18 protein-coding genes are annotated in these 20,461 nt (G+C 58.3%); 12 read left to right on the top strand and 6 right to left on the bottom strand.

Annotation, left to right across the window (positions count from 1 at the left end):
• The first annotated feature begins 1 nt into the window (after position 1).
• From B0G62_RS25790 to B0G62_RS31470, 12 genes are all read left to right on the top strand, one after another.
• Positions 2 to 2,818, top strand: coding sequence for a phage tail length tape measure family protein (locus B0G62_RS25790; protein WP_103707015.1), 2,817 nt, complete (start codon positions 2 to 4; stop codon positions 2,816 to 2,818).
• Positions 2,819 to 2,825: 7 nt separating this feature from the next.
• Positions 2,826 to 3,449 carry a DUF2460 domain-containing protein gene (locus B0G62_RS25785; RefSeq protein ID WP_103707014.1) on the top strand — a complete coding sequence of 208 codons (624 nt, stop codon included), beginning with the start codon at positions 2,826 to 2,828 and terminating at the stop codon, positions 3,447 to 3,449.
• A 12-nt stretch (positions 3,450 to 3,461) separates the two neighbouring features.
• The gene (locus tag B0G62_RS25780; RefSeq protein WP_103707013.1) at positions 3,462 to 4,544 is read left to right on the top strand and encodes a DUF2163 domain-containing protein; all 1,083 of its coding nucleotides are present in this window, start codon (positions 3,462 to 3,464) and stop codon (positions 4,542 to 4,544) included.
• Positions 4,545 to 4,976, top strand: coding sequence for an NlpC/P60 family protein (locus B0G62_RS25775; protein ID WP_244193373.1), 432 nt, complete (start codon positions 4,545 to 4,547; stop codon positions 4,974 to 4,976). It abuts the gene before it with no gap.
• Entirely contained in the window at positions 4,977 to 8,120 is a 3,144-nt protein-coding gene (locus tag B0G62_RS25770; protein WP_103707012.1) for a phage tail protein, read from the top strand.
• 4 nt (positions 8,121 to 8,124) lie between these two features.
• Complete coding sequence (locus B0G62_RS31970; protein WP_181315643.1) at positions 8,125 to 9,513, top strand: hypothetical protein; 1,389 nt, start codon at positions 8,125 to 8,127, stop codon at positions 9,511 to 9,513.
• Between the two features lie 3 nt (positions 9,514 to 9,516).
• Positions 9,517 to 10,899: a hypothetical protein gene (locus tag B0G62_RS25760; RefSeq protein ID WP_103707011.1), complete on the top strand. Its 1,383-nt coding sequence runs from the start codon at positions 9,517 to 9,519 to the stop codon at positions 10,897 to 10,899.
• Positions 10,900 to 10,967: 68 nt separating this feature from the next.
• The gene (locus tag B0G62_RS25755; protein ID WP_085547485.1) at positions 10,968 to 11,174 is read left to right on the top strand and encodes a hypothetical protein; all 207 of its coding nucleotides are present in this window, start codon (positions 10,968 to 10,970) and stop codon (positions 11,172 to 11,174) included.
• Positions 11,175 to 11,176: 2 nt separating this feature from the next.
• The gene (locus B0G62_RS25750) at positions 11,177 to 11,680 is read left to right on the top strand and encodes a glycoside hydrolase family 24 protein (protein ID WP_103707010.1); all 504 of its coding nucleotides are present in this window, start codon (positions 11,177 to 11,179) and stop codon (positions 11,678 to 11,680) included.
• A 38-nt stretch (positions 11,681 to 11,718) separates the two neighbouring features.
• Positions 11,719 to 11,991, top strand: a complete 273-nt coding sequence (locus B0G62_RS25745; protein WP_103707009.1) for a hypothetical protein — start codon at positions 11,719 to 11,721, stop codon at positions 11,989 to 11,991.
• Positions 11,992 to 12,048: 57 nt separating this feature from the next.
• Positions 12,049 to 12,513: a hypothetical protein gene (locus B0G62_RS25740; RefSeq protein WP_103707008.1), complete on the top strand. Its 465-nt coding sequence runs from the start codon at positions 12,049 to 12,051 to the stop codon at positions 12,511 to 12,513.
• A 281-nt stretch (positions 12,514 to 12,794) separates the two neighbouring features.
• Positions 12,795 to 13,247, top strand: coding sequence for a hypothetical protein (locus tag B0G62_RS31470; RefSeq protein WP_146055360.1), 453 nt, complete (start codon positions 12,795 to 12,797; stop codon positions 13,245 to 13,247).
• Between the two features lie 14 nt (positions 13,248 to 13,261).
• Here B0G62_RS31470 and B0G62_RS31465 read toward each other — a convergent pair whose 3' ends face one another.
• From B0G62_RS31465 to B0G62_RS25715, 6 genes are all read right to left on the bottom strand, one after another.
• Positions 13,262 to 13,909: a hypothetical protein gene (locus tag B0G62_RS31465; RefSeq protein WP_146055359.1), complete on the bottom strand. Its 648-nt coding sequence runs from the start codon at positions 13,907 to 13,909 to the stop codon at positions 13,262 to 13,264.
• A gap of 646 nt (positions 13,910 to 14,555) precedes the next feature.
• Positions 14,556 to 15,797: an AAA family ATPase gene (locus B0G62_RS25735; RefSeq protein ID WP_103707007.1), complete on the bottom strand. Its 1,242-nt coding sequence runs from the start codon at positions 15,795 to 15,797 to the stop codon at positions 14,556 to 14,558.
• Positions 15,790 to 16,986: a hypothetical protein gene (locus tag B0G62_RS31460; protein ID WP_146055358.1), complete on the bottom strand. Its 1,197-nt coding sequence runs from the start codon at positions 16,984 to 16,986 to the stop codon at positions 15,790 to 15,792. Before B0G62_RS31460 ends, B0G62_RS25735 begins: the two co-directional genes overlap by 8 nt.
• Positions 16,983 to 18,407, bottom strand: coding sequence for a class I SAM-dependent methyltransferase (locus B0G62_RS25725; protein WP_146055357.1), 1,425 nt, complete (start codon positions 18,405 to 18,407; stop codon positions 16,983 to 16,985). The genes B0G62_RS31460 and B0G62_RS25725 overlap by 4 nt, the downstream gene beginning before the upstream one ends.
• Positions 18,404 to 19,918, bottom strand: a complete 1,515-nt coding sequence (locus B0G62_RS25720; RefSeq protein ID WP_103707005.1) for an SAM-dependent methyltransferase — start codon at positions 19,916 to 19,918, stop codon at positions 18,404 to 18,406. Before B0G62_RS25720 ends, B0G62_RS25725 begins: the two co-directional genes overlap by 4 nt.
• Positions 19,915 to 20,169, bottom strand: coding sequence for a ribbon-helix-helix domain-containing protein (locus B0G62_RS25715; protein WP_167401337.1), 255 nt, complete (start codon positions 20,167 to 20,169; stop codon positions 19,915 to 19,917). Before B0G62_RS25715 ends, B0G62_RS25720 begins: the two co-directional genes overlap by 4 nt.
• Between the last annotated feature and the right edge of the window lie 292 nt (positions 20,170 to 20,461).

Raw genomic sequence — 20,461 nt, 5'->3', positions numbered from 1 at the left:
TATGTCGCTCGGCTCCCTCGTACTCGAACTGCAGGGCAACGTCGCCCGCACGCAGGAAGACATGGGGCGCCTGCAGCAGATCGTCGAGTCTGCGATGCGCCGCATGGATGCGGCCGCCTCCCGTACATCCGACAACATCCAGGGCGTCGCCACGGCCGGGCGTGCGATCCAGCGCGTACAGGGCGCCGAGGAAGCCGCAGCCAGCATCGAACGGGTCGGCCACGCATCGGTCGGTGCGCGGCGCGAGATGCTGGTGCTCGCCCATGAACTGGCCACCGGCAACTTCAAGCGCGCGGCAGGATCGCTCATGGTGCTGGGCGAGCGTATCGACATCATGTCGAAGCTCGCATCCCCGGCAGGCATTGCGATCGCAGGGCTTACTGCAGCCGTTGCCGGCTTTGCCGCAATGGTAATCAAGGGCGCGATGGAGTCGGCCCAGTTCGCACGCTCGATCATGCTGACCAGCAACTACGCCGGCCAGACCGAAGCGAGCTATAACCGACTGTCACGCAGTGTCGCCGATGCCACGGGTGCCACGATCGGCAATGCGCGCGAGATCACGCAGGCACTGATCTCGTCCGGGCGCATCAGTTCAGGGGCGCTCGAATCCGTCGCGCTTGCCGCCACCCGACTGCAGGTCGCCACCGGCCAGAATGCGCAGGAGATCGTGCGCCAGTTCGCCGGCATGTCGGACGGCGTGCTGAAATGGGCACTCGATGCGAACAGGCAGTATCACTTCGTCGACGGCGCGCTGTACGACCACATCAAGGCGCTCGAGCAGGCCGGACAGCAGGAAAAGGCGATGGAGGTTGCCTCAACGGCGCTCTACCAGCACCTTGGCAACGCAGCGACGGAGAACCTCGGTTACATCGAGCGCGCGTGGCGCGGCGTCAAATCCGCCATCAGCGATGCTGCCGACGCGCTGATGTCGGTGGGTCGAGCTGAGACGGCAGCGGAAACGGCCGCTCGCATCAACCGGACGCTCGCTGCGAAGCGCTCGGGGCAGACCGACACATCCTATGCACTTGGCGTTGGCGAGGGACTCGGCGGACTTGAAGCGGGCGGGAGTTACGACGACCTGACTCGCCAGCAGTCGGCAGCCACATCACTCGCGCGTCGCCAGCAGGATGCGGCGTCACTGGCGGCCTATAAGGCGCACACCGATGAGATGGTCGTCGCGGCGAAGACGCGCTGGGACGAGCTCTCGAAGGCGCACAAGGTCGGCGCGGAGCGCCTGAAGGAAGAACTCGACGAAGCCGCTCGTGTCGGCCAGCAGGCGGGCGCCTCACGCACCGACATCGCCGCGATGCAGGAGCGTATCCGCAAGGAATACAGCCATGGGAGCGGCGCGGGACTCGACCGCGCGAATCTCGACGCGCAGACCCAGCCGATCCAGGAACAGATCACCTCGCAGTCCCGGTTGCTGCAGGATCGGCAGAAACAGCTGGAACTCGCATATCGCGATGACCACATCAGCGAGCAGGCGTACTACGACCAGTCGAAGGCCGCGATCGAGCAGTACAACGCTCAGATCCGCACACTCTACGATCAGCAGATCACGATCGTCGAAGGCGCGGCAAAGCGCACGGCCGATGCCCGGACCCGCGTCACGCTGACGAACCGGGCGAACGCGCTGCGCAACGACGAACAGCAGGCGCTACTGCAGTCGTCGGAGCGCTTGTCAGAATTGACCGAGAGGCAGACAGAGGATACGCGTAAATACCGGGACGAGGTTGAGAAGCTGAACTCGGAACTCGGCAAGCTCGACCGTGATCCGGGGCGGACGGCGGGCGCGGACTTCGATCGTGAGCACGGTCATCTACAGCGCGAGGCGACGCTCTCTGGCGACACCGACACGCTCGCTACGCTGGCACAGGCACGCAATGCAGCGGTCGCACAGGCGCAGATGAATTCGCTGAAGCAGGAAGCTGAGCAGATCACCCAACGGCTTACCCTCGCGGAGAAGGAACTGGCCGTCGCACAGGAGACAGGCGAGAAAGGTGCCGTTGCCGGCATGATCGAACTCGGCCAGCTTCGCCAGCAGGCCGCGCAGCAGCTTGCGCAGATCCAGCAGCAGATGCAGGGCATCGCATCGAACTCGGGCCTGCCGCAACTCGATCTTCAGGCGCAGCAGTTCGGCCTGCAAGTCCAGCAACTGTCTGCCTCGAGCAACGTCCTCGGCAAGTCTATCTCCGACGTGTTCGCCAACTCGTTCGCGAACATGCTCGACAACACGATCACGCGCACGAAGACACTGCGGCAGGAATTCCTCGATATGGCTAATAGCATTGAGCAGGCCATCATGCGGATCATTGCGCAGGATCTGACAAACCAGTTGTTCGGCATTGGCTCGGGCACCGGTTCCGGCAGCAGTTCGGGCGGGTGGCTTGGACAGCTGTTCAGCTGGGGTATGGGACTGCTTGGGCTGACGGGTGGCAGTGCAACGTCTTTTTCGACCGATGTCATGCAGTCCGGCCTGATGGGATTGACTCCCGATTTCAGTGTCGCGGCGGACGATATCGGCAGCATGCTGACCTATCCGTTTCATATGGCATCCGGCGGCGATACGTCGCCCGGTGGCCTGTACGAGGTCAACGAGAAAGGACCGGAGCTGCTGACCGTCGCGAACCGCACGTTCCTCATGATGGGCAACCAGGGCGGTACGGTTACCCCGGGTGGGTCATCCGGTCCCGCGCGCGGTGGCCACACGTTCAACCTGAATATTGCGGTGCCGCCCGGCACGACCCGGCAGAGCGCGCAGCAGCAGGCGCAGGCCATCATGCGGCAGACAAACATCGCGATGGCAAGGAACGGTTGATTCAGCGATGACCACGTTTCTCGAATCGCCCCGCTTTCCGGACAACATCGCGTTCGGTGCCACGGTCGGCCCAACGTACCTGACCGTCGTCAACCAGGTCTACAGCGGGCGCGACGCTCGCATCCCCGCCTGGACGCAGGCGCGTATCCAGTTCGAGGTCGGGCGCCGGACGATGAACGCCCCCGATACCGCCACGCTCGATGCCTTCTTTCGCACGGTCAAGGGACGCGCATATGGTTTTCGTATCAAGGACTGGACCGATTACTCCGACGGCGGCGCCGGCGTACTGATTGCGACCGCAACCAGTGGCGTCTACCAGATGACGAAGCTGTATGCGAACGGCGCGCTCACTGAATCGCGGCTGATCCAGAAGCCGGTGGCGGGCAGCGTGCAGATTATCAAATCCGGCGTGCCCCTCACGACGGGCGTCGCGCTCGACACGACCACGGGCCTTGTGACGATCACGCCGGCGCCGACAGGCTCGCCCATGCTCACGTGGACCGGGCAGTTCGATGTGCCCGTGCGCTTCGATGTCGACCAGATGAAGAAGCAGATCATGGACCGCAATGGTGCGGTCGGCGACCTGCTGGTCGACTGGAGCTCGATTCCCCTGATAGAGATCCGCCCGTAATTCGCCATCTTCATGCGTTCGATTCCCACCGCCCTCCTCGCCACGCTCCAGGCCGAGGTGCAGACCGTCTGCACGCTCTGGAAGATCACCCGCACAGATGGACAGGTCTTCGCGTTCACGGACCTCGACCAGCCCGTCACGTACGGTGGCCTGACGTATCAGTCGGCAGGCGGCTACACCCATTCGCAGATCGACAGCACGAGTGACCTTTCCACCTCGAACCTCGAGGTACAGGCCGTGTTCGACAGTTCGACCATCACGCAGGCCTCGCTCGAGTCCGGACAGTGGGATTTCGCGCAGGTGACCTGCATGCTGGTCGACTACACGACCCCGTCGGCGGGTGCCGTGACACTGGCAAGCGGCACACTCGGTCAGGTGACGATCACGAACGGCGCCTATCAGGTCGAAATGCGCGGTGTGGCGCAGCTGATGCAGCAGGAGCAGGGTGACGTGTACAGCCCGACCTGCCGCGCGCAGCTTGGCGACGCGAAATGCACGGTCGATGTGACGTCGCTCACCTTCAACGGGACGGTCGCAAGCGTGAACAGCGCGACCAGCTGGAACGATCCCGGCCTCTCGCAGACCGGGCCTGTCGTCGCCTATACCGATACGACTGGCCACAAGATCCCGACACGCTCGCCGTTCACGGTCCAGGTCGTGCCTCCCAACGGAGGTGGGTTCGTTTCGACGATCTCGGTCGTCGATTCGCATGGCACCACCTATGGTGTCGGGACCGGATCCGGGCAGTACACGGTCTCGACTACGGGTCTCTACACGTTCAATAGCGCACAGGCCGGTGGTGAGATCTTCATCAGCTACAACTACACGGTCGGGTATTTCGCGTTCGGCAAGGTCAAGTGGCTGACCGGCCAGAACGCGGGCTTCGTCATGGAGGTCAAGGCGTTCGCGCCGGGCGTCGTGACGCTTGCGATGGCGATGCCGTATCCGGTCGCTGTCGGCGACACGTACATGATCACGGCCGGCTGCGACAAGCAGCTTGGCACCTGCTACGCGCGCTACAACAACATCGTCCATTTCCGTGGCGAGCCGTATATCCCCGGCCCCGACCTCCTGCTCTCGCCTCAGGGGAACTGAATGGAAGATCATGCCGTGGTGACCATCGCGCGCGTGCGGTTCGTCGCCGAAGCCCGCGACTGGCTCGGCACGCCGTACCAGCATCAGGGACGCTTGAAGGGCACCGCCTGTGACTGCATTGGTCTTGTGATCGGCGTGTCGCGCGCAGTCGGCCTCGACGTGCCTGATGCGCCCGATTACGGGCGCCGCCCGGATGGCCGGCTGCGTGGAACACTCGAAGCGCATCTGTTGCGAGTTCCCCTTGCAGATGCGCAAGGCGGCGACGTGCTGCTGTTCGCGTGGCACGCGACGCCGATCCACGTGGCGATCCTGACCGATGCCGATCACTTCATCCACGCGTATCTTCCGAACCGGCGCGTGGTCGAGTCGCGCCTCGATGAAAAAACCCGGCGTCACGTGATCGCGGCCTACCGCATCCCCGGAGTCGTCTGAATGGGCCAGCTTGTCCTGTCCGCCGCCGGCGCAGTGGTTGGTGGTGCGGCCGGCTTCCTGATCGGCGGGCCTGCCGGTATCGCAGAAGGCGCGGAACTCGGCTGGATGGCGGGCGGAATCGCCGGTGGCCTGCTGTTCCGCCAGAAGGGCCCGCAGCCCGCCGACATCCGCATCCAGGACAGCGCATACGGCAAGCCGGTTCCGCTCGCCTACGGCATCTACCGGATTGCCGGGAACATCATCTGGGCCGGCCAGCCTTACGTCGCCAGCAGCGGCGGTAAAGGGGCTGGTGGCAAGGGACCGCAGCAGCAGAAGGTGTCCATGTCGTTCGCTGTCGGTCTGTGCGCGGGTCCAATTACGGCCGTGCGGCGCATCTGGGCCAACGGCAAGCTGATCTACGACGTGTCCAATCCGTCGAATTTCCAGGCGATCAGTGGCTCGAACCAGATGGTGACGAATTTCACCGTCTACCCCGGCGATGAAAATCAGTTGCCCGATCCGGTGATGCAGGCCGCGCTTGGCGTGAACAACACGCCCGCGTACCGGGGACTGGCCTACGTCGTATTCAACGAGCTGGATCTATCGCAGTGGGGCAACTACCTGCCGTCGCTCTCGTTCGAGGTCGTCACGGCGCCGGCTGCGCTCGCCACTTCGAGCTCGGCGTCAACGTATGCGTACTCGACCTCGCTCGGAACGTTCTTCATGGCGCCGTGCCTGTCGGCGTCGGGGGGCATCGCTATGGGTTACGGGTACTACTTCGGCTACAACGGCGTGACGGTCGCAAACCTGAGCGCCTATGGTGCCGTCCAGACCCAACTGCTCAACTGGAGCGGCAACCGGGGTGGCATCAACATGCCGCTCGGCTACAGCGACGTACCGGGCATCTATACCTGGCCCGGGTGGCTGCATCCAGACGGCTCCTACGACGACATGAGCCTGACGGGCAGCATGGACCTCGGCTTCGACGGCGATGAGGCCTGCTTCTGGCGCAATGGCAGCGACATCTTCCTGAGCTCGTCCTATACGACGAGCGGCCGCCCAATTTACCGGTGCGATCTCTCGCAGCAGGGGCTGATCGTCGCGCAGAGTACCCAGCTGGGCGAATGGCACATCCTCGGCGGCTCGGCCACGCATGTCTATGCATTCGATGATTTGACTGGCCATCTGTTCCAGTTTGACCGCAACACGCTGGCCGTCACCGCCACGTATAACGGCATCAATTTCAATGCGAACACCGGATATGTGCTGACGGACGACTACATCTACACGGTCGGCGACAACCTCGCCGTGTCGCTGTTCCGGCCATCGCAGAACACCTATACGGTACTCGGTTATGCCCCGTTCGGCGTATCGACGATGGTGGCCATCAACGAGAATTTCTTCGTGTTCGCCTCGGGTGCGAACCTCAGCAGTATCTCACTCGGCTACATGTGGATCTCGCAGGGCCAGACCTTCACGACGGTCGGCAATGCCGTCTCTGACCTGTGCAATCGAGCCGGCCTGGCAGCGTCGCAGGTCGATGTCTCGCAGCTTACCGACATGATGAACGGCTACTGCGTGACGAACCATTCGACCACGCGCAGCAACCTCGGCCCGTTGATGTCCACGTACTTCTTTGATGCGTGCGATTCGGGCGGTGTGATCCGGTTCGTGAAGCGCGGTGCGCAACCGGCCGGGACCTTCCTGTACGCCGATCTCGGTGCATCGCCAAATCTGGCGGACACAGCGAACACGACACCGGTCACCGAGACGATCGCGCAGGAGGTTGATCTTCCGCGCTCGATGCAGCTGACTTACCCGGAACTCGGAGACGACTACAACCCGAACACACAGCGCGCGATGCGCGCATACACGAACTCGAATCGCGACACCGTCATGCAGGTGCCGATCGTGCTCGCAGGTTCCGACGCGCAGGCACGCACCCAGGCGATGCTATGGGCCGCATGGGTCGGACGCAAAACCTTCCAGTTCACGACAGGCCTCGCTTATCTGCAGTACGAGCCAGGCGACGTAATGACATTGCAGGGCTCGAATGGCGAGAGCTGGACGGTGCGCATCACGCGTTGCCAGTACGACGGCCAGGGGTCGCTCCTCTGGGCCGCCGCGCTCGAGGAACCCGATATCTATCCAGGCAGCTCCTACACGACGCAGGGCGGCACTGCGCTCGGATTTGCCAGCCAGCAGATCGATTACAGCGGCCCGACCATCCTCTCTGTGCTCGACATTCCGCCGCTGCGCGATGCGGACAGCACACCGGGCGTCTACATTGCCGCGTGCGGGATGGCTTCGTCGTGGCCCGGTGCGGCGATCGACCTGTCGCGCGATGACGTGACGTTCACACAGTTCGCGCAGATCACCCATGCGTCCGTCATGGGCTACGCGGCGGGCGCCCTTTCATCGTTCGGCGGTGGCAATCTCCCCGACGAGACCAATACAGTCAGCATCGTCCTCTATGAAGGAGCACTTGCCTCGTGCAGCTATGCGGATTTCCTCGCCGGCGCCAATGCGGCGTGGCTGGGCGGCGAAATCCTGTTTTTCCGCAACGCGACGCAGACGGCAGCCAACACCTGGACGTTGTCCGGTCTGCTGCGAGGGCGCGGTGGCACGGAAGCCGCCATGACGACCCACGCCGCCGGCGAGCGGTTCGTGCTGCTCGATCCTGCTGCGATCGTGTCGATGCCGATCCAGACGACCGATTTCGGCTCAACCCTGTATTTCGAGACATTCCTGCTCAATCTGTTCTCGGGTTCGCCCGGCGCGCAGGTGAGCCTCACACCCAAGAACGGCCGGGTCATGCCGCTCTCGCCAGTGTATTTCATGGCCGCGCACGGCAGCGCGTCGAGCACCTCCGACATCTCGCTGTCGTGGATCCGGCGTGCCCGCGTCCGCACCCAGTGGCTCGATGGCGCCGATGTCCCGCTCGACGAGTCAGCCGAGAACTACACGCTCACGATCCTGAACGGCTCGACCACAGTTCGGACCGTCACGGTTGCCGGCAATGGTGCCGGCGGCGCCTACACGTATACCGCAGCCAATATCACGGCGGACGGCTTCTCAACAGGCGCGACGATCACCTTCCGCGTGCAGCAGAACAGCGATCAGGGCGTGCTGGGCGCATCTGCCACGACGACCATCACGAGGTAACACGATGTCCAACAGCACGACGCTGCTCGACACCATCGCAACGAATCAGGTAGCCAAGGAAGTGATCGCCAATGCCCTGTTCGATGCGGCCAGTCCCGCAATGATCTGGGGCCGGCGCGCGAGCACGACGAGCAGCCTGACCTGGGGCTACTATGGCGGCACGTATATGGTCGGCACGACCGCCAATGCGATCGCGAACGGCACCGTCACGCTCACCGCGAGCGCGACCAACTACGTGTATGCGAGCGCCACGACCGGTTCCGTGTCGGTGAACACCACGGGCTTCCCCGCCGGGTCAATTCCGCTCTACCAGATCGTGACCAGTTCGACCGGCATCTCCAGCTACACGGACTGCCGAAGCTACCAGCCCAGCGCGATCGCGGGCACCGTCCGCAGCGCAACGAGCGAAGGCAGCGGCACGCCCGTGCTGGATGCAGCGAATTCTACGGCGCAGACGCTCGCTTTCAAGTCGTTGATCGGCGGCGCCGGTGTCACCGTCACGGACGGTGGATCGAACGGGCTCACGATCAGCACGAGCGGTACGAGCGGCACCGTCACGGGCGGCAGCAACGAAGGCAGTGGAGTCGGCGTGCTCGACACTGCCTCCACGACGTCGAGCAACCTCGCGTTCAAGACACTGGTCGCCGGCAGCGGCATCACGATCACCGACAATGGATCCGCGGGCATCGCAATCGATGCGAATACGGCCGCTGCCGCTGCGCCAGCGATCCAGCAGAACGGCACGACCGTCGTCAGCGCGGCGACGCAGCTCAACTTCCAGGGGGCGCAGGTCACGAATCCGGGCGGATCGCAGGCGCAGATCGCGCTGTTCTCGGGGTTCGGCACGCCCGATCAACTGCCGAACCTGTCGAATTTCACCTGGGTCAATCAGGGCAGCGCCACCGCGCTGCAGGAGCCTTGGGGCATCAGCCTGTCCACGCCGAAAGCGGGCGGTGAGAACTGCGCGTGCCTTGTGATTGCCGCGCCCGCGACGCCCTACCAGATCGTCGCCCGCATGCGCGCGTTTCCGGCCAGCTCCAGCTACATCAAGTGTGGCCTGGTCTGGCGTAACAGCTCAAGCGGTCTGCTGCAGGCCGCGGGCCTGCTGTATCAGAGCGGATTCCAGTACGGCATTGGCAACTTCAACAGCCCGACCTCGTGGAACGGGTTTCAGGGCTCGCAGTACGCGATGACCTTCTGGCCCGACTGGCACCGGATCCGTGACGACGGGACGAACCGGTACTACGACGTGTCGCCGGATGGCGTCACGTGGGTCAACATGTATTCGTTTTCGCGCACGACGTTTCTCACGCCGGATCAGGTGGGATTTTTCGCCGATCCGAACGGTCAGGCCGTCGGCCTCTCGCTGTTTTCCTGGTACGCCGGAGCGTAAGTCATGTCGAACAGCTCGACCCTGCTCGATACGCTATCCGCGACTTCCTCGACGAAGGAGGCAACGCTTAATGCGCTGTTCGATGCCGCCAGCCCGATGATGCTATGGGGCCGGCGTGCGGCAACGACGGGCGGCCTCATCTGGGGCTACTACGGCGGCACCTATACGAGTCCGGCGGGCGTCATGCAATCGGTACCCGATGGAATCCTGACGCTCGCCGCGAGTGCGACGAATTACATCTTTGCGGACCCAGTGACGGGCGCCGTCAGCAGCAACACTTCGGGGTTTCCGGCTACCTCGTTTCCGCTGTTTCAGGTTGTTACCGGCACATTGACGGCGTCGAGCTACACCGACATGCGCAGTTACCAGCCGAACGCCATCAGCGGATCGCTGCGCGGTGCCGTGAATGAAGGGGCTGGCGCCGGCCTGATCGATACATCGTCATCGACGGCCGCGAGTCTCGTCGTGAAAACGCTGGCCGCAGCGGGAAATTTCTCAATCGCGGACAACGGCGCAGGAAGTCTGGTGCTGACCTGTCCCGGTGGCTCGATCACCGGGGCATCGAATGAAGGCAGTGGCGCCCCGATTCTCGACGCAGCGAGCTCGACCGCGCAATCACTCGTCTTCAAGTCGCTCTCGGGCGGCGCGAACCTGCAGGTGATCGAAGGAGGCAAGCTCGGAGCAGGGTTGTCTCTTGTCGGTACGCTCAGCGCGGTTGAACAGGGCGGCATCATCAAGGCCGTGGCGCCGGGGGCGCTGAATTTCACGAACGCGAGCGTGACAGCGACAGGATCAGGCGCGACGATCACACCGAATTCATCACACGGCGCGACGGACACCGTGCCGCAATTGTCCGCCTTCACCCTGCGTAATCAGGGGGCGACGGGCGCCATCGCCACGCAGTATCCGTGGGGCATTGACATTGTCACTCCGCATTCAAGCAGCGCGCAGGCATTCGTCCTCACGCAGCCGATACCATCTGGGACCTTTCAGGTGACGATGCGCTTGCGCGCAGCGCCATTGAATGCCAACTACGGGTGCGTTGGGCCGTGCCTGTATGACAGCGCGAGCGGAAAGCTGAAACTCTTTGAGCTTGCGTATCAGAACCAGCTCGGCTACTGGGTCGGCAACTTCAGCAATTTCTCGTCGTGGGGCGGAAACGCTTTCTCGACGAACCTCGGTGCCGTTCCGGAATGGATGCGACTCCGTAGCGACGCGACGAACTGGTATTACGAAGTGTCAGGCGACGGTTCATCGTGGCAAACGCTTTTCAGCGAGGCGATCAACTCATTTCTCACGCCCGATTCGTGCGGGTTCTATGCATTCCAGCCGCAGGTGGCCCCCGATCTCGCGTTAGCTGTCTTTTCCTACTACTGCGGCGCTTAGGTTGAACCTCGCCTCGCAGACATCCATCGCCGCCCTCCGGGGCGGTTTTTCATTTCTGGAGCATGCCCATGAACAGCAATGATCACGTCATGGAATCGATCAAGGTGTCGATCGCGTGGGTTGGCGGCCTGATCGGCACGCTGCTGGGCCAGGTCGCGGCGTACCTGACGCTCTCGAACGTTGTGCTGTCGGCCACGCTCGTCTACACGGTTCTGCAGATTTTCATCCTGGCGCGCGACAAGGTTTTTCGCCGCCGCACAAGCACGGAGGATTGACCATGCCCGTCATCACCGCACAGCAGGCCGGTGGCCCCAACCGGACCGCGTTTCTCGACATGATTGCATGGAGCGAAGGAACCTCGCGCATCCCCGAATCCGACGACGGCTATCGCGTGCTCGTCAGCGCGACGCCGGGCAAGCCGCTGACGTTTTCCAGCTACGCGACGCACCCCGACATCCTCAACTCCGCGTTCAATTCGACCGCCGCCGGCCGGTACCAGCTGCTCTATCGCTACTGGCTCGCGTATCGGCAGCAGTTGAAGTTGCCGGATTTTTCGCCGTTCTCGCAAGACCGGATCGCGCTGCAGCAGATTCGCGAGAAAGGCGCGCTGCCTTTCATCGACGTTGGCAATTTCACGAAGGCGGTCCAACTCTGCTCTGGCATCTGGGCCAGCCTGCCCGGCAACGACTACGGGCAGCACGTCAATACGATCGCCGCATTGCAGACCGCCTACGTCAATGCGGGTGGCGCAATTCTGCGCGGGGCAACCAACCTCGCGTAATCCGTTCGATTTTCACCACTACGACCAAGGAGTCGACCATGAATCAAGTCTCGTCCCTCGTCACCGGCGGAACGACCATCACCGCCGCCACGCTCGCGCCCATGCTGCAGTGGTTGCTGGCCGGATGCCCGTTGCCCATTCCGGAGAGCCTGCCGTATCTGGTTGCGGCGCTGATCGTGACCGGCGTACATGCGATCGGAAACTGCTGGGCGAGCCATCAGGCCGCGAAGACCGATGCGCCCGCACCTGCGGCTGAGCCCGTTACCCCAGCTCCAACTGTGCCCCCTGCCCCGGCTACCCAGCAGGCGTAATTCCCCCACTGTTTTCCTCCCGCCGCGTTCGCGGCAATCTCCACGAAGGTGTCTATCATGAAGAAGCTGCTTCTCGCGGCGGGTCTTGCTACGCCCATTGCATTCGCTGCCTGCACGACGGCGCAACAGCAGACGACGACGACAGTGGCGACCACCTTTCAGACTCGCGTCGAGCAGGCCTGTGCCGTGGTTCAGCCGGAGCTGAATAGTCTGGCGGCGCTGGCCTCCAACGGCAACACGTTGCTTGCCCCTCAAGCATCGGCACTGGCCACGCTCGCGACCGATAGTACAGCCGTCTGCCAGGCGACCACCAATGTCGATACCGCATCGGTGCAGGCGCTCATCGATACATCGATTCCGACGGCGCTGACGATCGTCAACGATCTTCCGCTCGATAGTCAGACTCGACTCACAGTACAGGCGGGGTTGATTGTTTTCCAGACGGCCCTGTCGGCAGCTCTGGCGACGCTGCCAGTAGGTCCGGATTCGGAAGCATCTGCCGCTGTCACAGCACGCCTATGATGGCTGTGCAACTTGGGGGCGGCTCTTTTCAGCCGAGATGGGATAGACACTGATCCTGCGCATTGTGAACTATCGAGCGGAACACCGCTGGCAGCTCCCATGTTGCGTCGGGCCCAAGGAACGGCGGGAAGTAAAATGGTCTGGTGCTCCGTCGGCTCGCGGAGATCATCCTGTTGATGCTATCCAATCATGGAAGACTCGGCATGAAAACGTTCGAGATGTCGTAGTAAAATTCGAAACCCGCTCGCACTAAAACAGTTGTTACTCACTGAAAGCAAAATATGCCTGATTACTACACAGTGGTATTCACGCCGTCAACTTGGCAGGATTTCATAGCTCTCCCAAAAAAATCTATTGGATTTAGATTGACGCTCGAGGCTAGCATCAAGAAAGTCAAAACAGATGACGTATTGATCTGCTATCTAGCCGAGAGAATGACCTGGTGCGGCGCTCTAACCGTCTCAAGCTCACCATACAAGTCGATGGACCACGTCTATGCAACAAAGTATAAATTACCGTTGATTGTTGACGTCGAGCCACAGTGCATCTTGGATCAGCAGCAGGAAATTCCAGTAAAAACTAAAGATCTCTGGGATCAGCTCGACCGATTCAAGCATGAAGATCATCGCATCAACGGATGGGCCGTCAAAGTTGGCTTAATTCGTTCAATGCGAAAACTCCCCAAAAAAGATGCCGAAACCCTACTTCAATGGATGATTCGGTCGAAAAAATGATAATCCGAACTTTGTCAAATCAAATTGGATTCCGGATCACCAAATGAAACCCCCAAGCCAGCCATCCATTTCCGTAGAATTTCCCTAATATCACTAGCAAATAAACAATCTCCTGCATTCGTCGGATGGGAACTAATCAACTCAAGACGGCGACCATTGCGCGCCCTGAGGCTCCGCGAAAACCCATTTTTCGAAACAAACGCCAAAACCCCCCAATTGGCAGGCGACCTAAGCGCTGAATGGAAATTCTCAAAATATCCAAGCATCTTATAGGTCTCTTCGGATCGTGTAGATCCAGTTACCAGCCTATTTTTTGCGTCAATTAGAATACGACAAGAATTATCCGCGATCACGCAAATATCGGGTATACCCCTAAGTGCTGCCCCAGTGGATTCATACATCCATTCCGCATCTTCGGCGGGTAATGATCTTTGGAACCAAACCTCAAACGTGTGCGCATCGAGCTCAAAGGCGTATATCGGCCGCCGCCGGCTTTCGATCAATGGAGCAGGCCCGTCTTTCAATCGTGCTCCAACCTGCAGAAAAGCCTGACCTATCGAGCGAATGCACCAAATCTCATAAATACGGTCCAAAAATATTTCGTCAGCAGGAAATGAAAGCATTGACTCGACGAAACGTTCAGAAGACGTTGCACCGGTCAAATCCTCTCCAACCAGTCTCCAATCTCTTACAAAGTCAACGAGATCTGAATACGCCCGTTCATTTCCTGTTTGCCTCCGGGCAATTCTGCGTGACGCTTCAAGGTAAAGCCTAGGAAGGGATGAGCCCCCGCCTACCGCTGTCCACGGATCCCGCTTCATTCGCCCAAGGATCCAGCTCTTGTACCGCCTGCCCAACAATGACTCAGCAGAACTAGGTGGGAAATTGGAATTCGACAGTCTCTGCGTCAATGTACGAAAGATACGAACTACCAAAGCATTCTCGGGCGTGCTAGGCACTTCAGTCGTAACCAATATCGGATACGTTTTGGGCCAAGAGAATGAAGAAGCCCGCCTCGAGACGTACCTCGGTATATCCAACCGCCCTCGTATCACACCCTTGGTCTCCGTGCGAATGGTCTCCGTCAAGCTTGACAGCCCACTTTCGATTCGTTGAACGATCGGAATAAGTTGGGTACAGCACGCAATTGCGTGCCTGAACCTGATGTGTTCAGCAAATTTTGTGCTTTCATCATCCGAATCTTCCCCGACGGGCGTTACCACCCCACCAAGCTCAACAGCTTCGCCGGAAAAGTAGCTCGAGATTAGAGGTAGCGCTTCCTTTAGAAATCGGTACCCCAATTGGGCATCATTTTTCTGGAACAAAATGCATTCCCGAGGCGGCAATTATTAACAACTGGCGAGCGAATTGATTCGAAAATGGAGAGGGCAAATTTTTCGCAAAATTCTCGAGCTGATCCGGCTCAAGTACATCTGATTCAAATAGCGGAGCTAGTTTCACGGATGCCGCCCAATCGATATTCCTATCCGCGGTGTCAGCCGAGTTTCCATCCTGTCGATTTCGCGTGACGAATATTTCGACGGTATCGATTAGTTGCGCCGTACCAATCGGCAAATGCGGTACCCCATTACCTTCTTGGGCATACCGAATTGACTCAACAATGTCAAACAGGGCGGAAAGACGACCTAAATGTCGTGATGTTATGTCTTCGACAATCTCATCAAGAACCCCACTTGTCGTGCCCGGTGTCATAGAGCACTCCCGGCTGGCGATCCGTTGCGCAGCCCGCTGGATTACGTAGGAAAACTCGCGGATTGCGGGTGACGAGTTTGAAATATCGAACATCCACGGATCTGTTGGCGATTTTTTTGGCGGAACATCTAGGGAAATGAATGTAAACCGTCGCCGGATAGCTTGACTCAGACTCTGAACGAACTGCTTGTCGTAGGAATTCAGCGTCGCGATAATACGAAATCGCTTTGGTATCACAAGCTCCCGATTTCCATCTTTCTGATGTGGAAGATTGATTGGGACAAGTTCATCTGTTCCGAGAACAGAGAAAAGCTCACCAAATGCTTTGTCAAGGTGTGCACGATTCAACTCATCGATTAACAACCACTCTGCCTGGGGATGGCTAGGGTCATCGAAGTGCTGTACTACATTGTTTCCGCATCGGATCACCGCTTCGGTGAGAGCGCCGTTTACCGGAGTAATTTCCTCCTTGCGATCTTCAGTCAGTCGAAGCTCAAGCCTTCCAATAACGTCATAGATCGTCCAATCCTCGTGCGCGGTAACCGCAAATGTGGACACGTTGAATGCCTTAGCTAAAGCCCGAACAAGTGAGCTCTTCCCTGTTCCTGGTGGACCTTGAAGAACCACGTGCCCAACTCGGATCGCAGCCGAGACGGCCCGTAGGACATCCTCAGACACAACGAGCTGAGAGGTCACATGCTTTAAGCGCGCATCAAAATCAGCGGGCAACTCGAGGTCATATTGAGCAACCTCCCGTATCCTTTCAATTGCCTGATGAAAGTCAGTCGGCGGAATCGCACCGCTGTCGACAAGTTGGCTCTCGTTGATGTCAGCCATTGGCGTTTCCCCGCAAAGCGCGAATTACTTGAATGTTTGATATTGGTCGCGCGCGGCGGAGACGAACTTTCACCACGTTTGCATCCAAGAGATCTTTCGCCTCAACCAGGTACGTCCATTGCTCGTCGTGGCTGAGAATAATCCGCTGCCCCCGAGCAAGCTGACAAAGGGAGGCAACGGGCCCTAAAATATCCTGGCCGCTGAGAACCTTGTAGCTTTCGCCCTCAGAGAGAAAGAACACACGCTCACCTTGCATCACTACGCTAGTTAATGCGGATGTTACATGGACATTCATTGGCGTGACAGGCGCACCAAGATATGAAAAATATTCGTTTTCATCGCTAAACATAGGCGCTGCTGGCAAGCGCGCTATGGCCGACCCACCTGTCGCACATTGATCAGAGCCTCCGTTATTCGAAAGCGCCTTTCTAATCATGCCAAGCCAATCTTTTCGAATGAAATGGCGACGCTTCAGCTCCGTTACTCCGTAGGGACATTCCATATCTTCTCCACCGAGAAGAAGATGATTCATCCCTGCGTGTACAGCCACCTGATTTAGCGAGTTATAGAATGCACCTTGACGTTGACCGACCGGCATGTTTATCTGAGTCAGAAGCTCAGGGTGACTGCGCAGCGTTCGAATATCTTCTACGGCATCGATAGTTTCGTTTGTTAGAAACACGCGACAGAGAACTCGCTCAAGCTCTGTCCACCAAACATAACCGTCGAGGTCCAATAGCGCTGAATACCAAAAGCGATAGAGCAGAAGGTCCGAATCGCGATGCGCTTCGCTTTTCGGACGTCGAGGACCACGCAATGGATAGCGCAACAACAGGTTCAGACCGATCCACGCAAATTCGTTCTTGTCGCCGCGATCAGCAGCATCCTTAAGTTGGGCACCTGCAGGAGTGATCGTTATACGGTTTGACCGCGACTCGACATAAAGAATTCCAAATTCTTCGAATGTCGCTTTCCAACTTTCAACCGCATGGGAGCTGAGTTGGCGTGGGGCGCCGGTAGAGGACCAATACGATTTCAACTCATCATAGTTCGTGAAGTTGAAGAAGGAAAGTAAAGTCGTCCATGCCTCCTGCGACTTCTCGCTCTCACTAAAGAAACATGGATAACCGTAGCTATTTACCCGCCAAAAGTCCGACGTTCGTGCAGCACGGGGGAACTGCCCAATCAATTTGCCACCTCATCAGCTCCAATTGACACACGCGGAATCGGTAGCCGATCCTCATTTTCCAGAATCGCCCCCGTTGTCTTCTTCAGTGTAATGACCCAATCCATAAGAATGATACCGCCCCGGCCCTTACGGGGAAACTTCATATAGTGACGTCGAATTCGGTACGCAAAAGCTTTCTCCAAGTGGAGACCAGCGGTCTTGGCAAGGCGTAGCAAGCAATCATGGACAGGCAATACACCAGTCGACGCTTGACTGTTTCCTACGACTAGGACGTATCGGGCGCCATCTTTCATTACGCGCGCCGCCTCAACAAAATGCTTTTGCATAAGGTCGAAGTACGCCAATGCAGCCTCTCTGCGATACTCAGGAATCTGCTGCAAATCCACTAGACCAACGAGTGATTCGTGAATGGACGACGATTCAACGACGGGGTTCTTCGCGCCGATAGGGAGCCGCCTTCTCTTGTTGTACTCACCACGACTCGACACCCCGAGCATTGGCCCAAGCCAAAAATACTCGAGCATGAAGTTATACATGTAATCGACCGAGTCGAGGTACGGTGGACTTGTGATAATCAGATCTACTGACGCATCTGCAAGCGGCACACTTAACGCAGATCCCTCAAGGATACGCGTTTGTCGAGTGCCTCGAATTGACGCCAGACTAGAAATCCCTGTTAGTGCGCGTTGCAGGAACTTTTCGAAAGTTTGAAAAACGTCAGGCGGTACCTTTTTGAGCGTTCCGGATACGTAGGTTTTCTGAGTTTGATCGTCTGCGTTAGAAACCCAACGAAGAGTTGAGCTGAACACCGCAAAAAAAAAGTTTCGCTCAGCTTGCGAGCATTGGAGTCTTTCAATCGCTAGATAGATACGACTGAGGCTCTGCCACGCGGCCTCCGAAAACCAGTGAGTGACGTTCTTGACCCCCTCCATAGGAAGAAAACACTCAGCACAGTGTGGCAGTTGGCTCGGACTCAACGCCATCGAGAGAGACTTCAGTTTACTAGGATCAAAGTCGCCCGTCTTGGCTGCAGTGATTAGGCGCGCCAGCGGGTCGATGTCAGTCCCATAGGAACAGTCAACAGAGCAGAGTGCTTCAACGAGTGAAGTGCCAGAGCCCATAAAAGGGTCTAGGACGACACTCGCCTCGGTGGCGTAGTTATTGAGGGCCCACCTTGGTACCTGAGGAATGTACTTCGCAGGGAATCGATGAAGCCCATGTGTGAGTCCCGACGTTTTTGTGGACAGCGTCAGGCTAAGGAGTTCGCCGTGCGCGATCTCGCCATGCGGCGGAAACTCTTCGACCTCCCGAAGCGTTTCGGGCTGGTCATCATAATTCCCAGATGGCTCGATAGGTCGCGAACTGACCGTTCGAATAATCTCGGATTCGATTGAAGCTATTAGTTCGAGTTGTTCGCTCATTCCAGTATTACGATTGACTCACGCATGTACTTCTCAAAGCCCCTAAGCCGATTTCTCTGCTGAGGCGCCACCGTCAGGTGCCTAGTCTCCACAATGGTTGCGCGATTGAATCCTGCCTGAATGCCAACCATGGCCGTAAAAACATCTGTGGGGATAATGACCCCGGCAAACGCTGAATTTCCGACCACCACGTGGCAACGCCCGTTTGGAGCAGCTTGCCTACACTGCCGGAGAACCATACGCATGTCATGGAAATACCCACGCATCAAGTCGGGCACGCCCATACGCCAGCTGCTGGAGTCTCGATCCATCAGACCGATCAGCTCCTCAAGGGGAGCCAGATTGTCCGCCGGCCGCTTGAAATCCGCGTTGAGGTGAGAACGCAACGAAGCCTTTCGAAGTGCATTCAAATCCGAGTAGGAATTCACGAAATTCCCAAACCAGAGTTCAACCTTAAATGATTCAAAGTAGTCAAACCGGTTTGCGTATGGCGGACTGAAAATGACTGAATCGAAAGTCTCTCCGTCGATAAGATCCAGTAGATTAAAAGCACTTCCTTCGGCGACGCGCTGATCATCCCAACTGCCAATACCCCACTCTACGGCATCCTCAAGCATCATTTGAAGTTGCCTAGCGAACGCCTCCTGGAAAAATGAGCGTTGATCTGGGCCAAACCTTGCCAATTGCCATTCGCCATCCAAACGGTCTTCGTACTTTCCCTTTTGACGCTTCTTATTTCTGTACTTTATCCCATTGCCTTCTTTGAAGTAACTTCCAACTCCTTCGAGAATAGCAAGCCAAGCCAGGAATACGAAATCTCGAGCCTGCTGATCTCTTTCGAATACTCGCTCGATGGCAGCTCTTGCGCGCAGCACTGAGTCCAGCATTTCAGGCTCAAATACTTTTTCGGAAATACTCAATTCTGGCAGCGGCCAACGCTCGTGCATCGACAGCAGCTGGGGAATATCCTTAATGAATTTTTCAACCCCTCGAATTGAGCGAGGCCTCAAAGGCGTAAGCTTTACCTTTGTAGAGAAAGCGGCTATCGGATTCAGATCAATGCCGAACGCGGACTTACCCCGGATTGCCGCACCAATTGGAATGGAGCCACACCCACTAAACGGATCAAGAATACGATTTCCAAGCTGCAGCTTGTCAATCAGCTCGGGCGAGTAAGCCTCACGGTACCTTAGCCATCTGTGCATCGGGGAAGTGGCATTGCCGCGCCAATGCACAAATTGACCAAGATCTAGACATTGCTCGATCGGGTAGTTCGCGTCTAATGGTTCTAGGATGTTCTTTAGGCTTTTATGCACTTGAGGGACAACATTTCCTTGTTTTACGCATGACTCGATACCGACCACTGCATCGGATTGAATCACCACGTTTGTTTGCGCTTCCTTTGCCTGCGAATACGCAATCTCATGAAGTTGGTGTGTTGAATTCATCATTCGCTCCTGTCGCGTCGGAGCGGTGATGAGGCCATCAATTTCGACACAAGCCAAGGTCATTTCTTGTATTCCTGCAGCTTGAAGTCAGAGGATAGAAGGGGTAGCTGCGGCTCCAGCTCCCCTCGATGACGCTCGAGAAGCTCGGCTACAGCCTTGCGAACCAACCACGCCACGGACACATCGTTTTGAGCGGCAAGCTGAAACACTTCGCTGAACATTTGCTCATCGAGTGAAACTGATGTCCGAACGATCTTCCGGTTAAGACGGGGACGAGCCATCAAAGTGCTGTTTTTTGCATCATAAAACAGCATTCTACTCGAGCCAGAGTCGGCTTCGCAATCATATTGATAATGGCGAGGCACGGCGACCAACCATCCTGGTTGCATCGCGGCGAGCCGTCCTTGAGGCTCGGTGCAAGGTGGGAGGTGGTGCTTTTGGTAACGAACGCAGCTGGATCCTGCAAGCACTGCGACGTGCGTTGCATCACGTACGCCATCACTCCCTGGACGTCGCCGTGGTTTGCTATGGCCAGGTATCGCAGGATCTTGTGGAATTGGCGGCTGCGATCAATGCCGGACTTTAGAAGAGCCGTCACATCCGCGC

Origin of the sequence: Paraburkholderia eburnea (genome assembly GCF_002917095.1) — a bacterium.
Classification (GTDB): domain Bacteria; phylum Pseudomonadota; class Gammaproteobacteria; order Burkholderiales; family Burkholderiaceae; genus Paraburkholderia; species Paraburkholderia eburnea.
Note: the sequence above shows the minus strand (reverse complement) of the source record. Positions and strands in the feature narration are given on the sequence as shown.

Bases quoted from the DNA above. Each gene is read 5' to 3' on its own strand.
- B0G62_RS25790 (WP_103707015.1), top strand. From the start codon at position 2: ATGTCGCTCGGCTCCCTCGTACTCGAACTGCAGGGCAACGTCGCCCGC.
- B0G62_RS25785 (WP_103707014.1), top strand. From the start codon at position 2,826: ATGACCACGTTTCTCGAATCGCCCCGCTTTCCGGACAACATCGCGTTC.
- B0G62_RS25780 (WP_103707013.1), top strand. From the start codon at position 3,462: ATGCGTTCGATTCCCACCGCCCTCCTCGCCACGCTCCAGGCCGAGGTG.
- B0G62_RS25775 (WP_244193373.1), top strand. From the start codon at position 4,545: ATGGAAGATCATGCCGTGGTGACCATCGCGCGCGTGCGGTTCGTCGCC.
- B0G62_RS25770 (WP_103707012.1), top strand. From the start codon at position 4,977: ATGGGCCAGCTTGTCCTGTCCGCCGCCGGCGCAGTGGTTGGTGGTGCG.
- B0G62_RS31970 (WP_181315643.1), top strand. From the start codon at position 8,125: ATGTCCAACAGCACGACGCTGCTCGACACCATCGCAACGAATCAGGTA.
- B0G62_RS25760 (WP_103707011.1), top strand. From the start codon at position 9,517: ATGTCGAACAGCTCGACCCTGCTCGATACGCTATCCGCGACTTCCTCG.
- B0G62_RS25755 (WP_085547485.1), top strand. From the start codon at position 10,968: ATGAACAGCAATGATCACGTCATGGAATCGATCAAGGTGTCGATCGCG.
- B0G62_RS25750 (WP_103707010.1), top strand. From the start codon at position 11,177: ATGCCCGTCATCACCGCACAGCAGGCCGGTGGCCCCAACCGGACCGCG.
- B0G62_RS25745 (WP_103707009.1), top strand. From the start codon at position 11,719: ATGAATCAAGTCTCGTCCCTCGTCACCGGCGGAACGACCATCACCGCC.
- B0G62_RS25740 (WP_103707008.1), top strand. From the start codon at position 12,049: ATGAAGAAGCTGCTTCTCGCGGCGGGTCTTGCTACGCCCATTGCATTC.
- B0G62_RS31470 (WP_146055360.1), top strand. From the start codon at position 12,795: ATGCCTGATTACTACACAGTGGTATTCACGCCGTCAACTTGGCAGGAT.
- B0G62_RS25735 (WP_103707007.1), bottom strand. From the start codon at position 15,797: ATGGCTGACATCAACGAGAGCCAACTTGTCGACAGCGGTGCGATTCCG.
- B0G62_RS25725 (WP_146055357.1), bottom strand. From the start codon at position 18,407: ATGAGCGAACAACTCGAACTAATAGCTTCAATCGAATCCGAGATTATT.
- B0G62_RS25720 (WP_103707005.1), bottom strand. From the start codon at position 19,918: ATGACCTTGGCTTGTGTCGAAATTGATGGCCTCATCACCGCTCCGACG.
- B0G62_RS25715 (WP_167401337.1), bottom strand. From the start codon at position 20,169: ATGCTGTTTTATGATGCAAAAAACAGCACTTTGATGGCTCGTCCCCGT.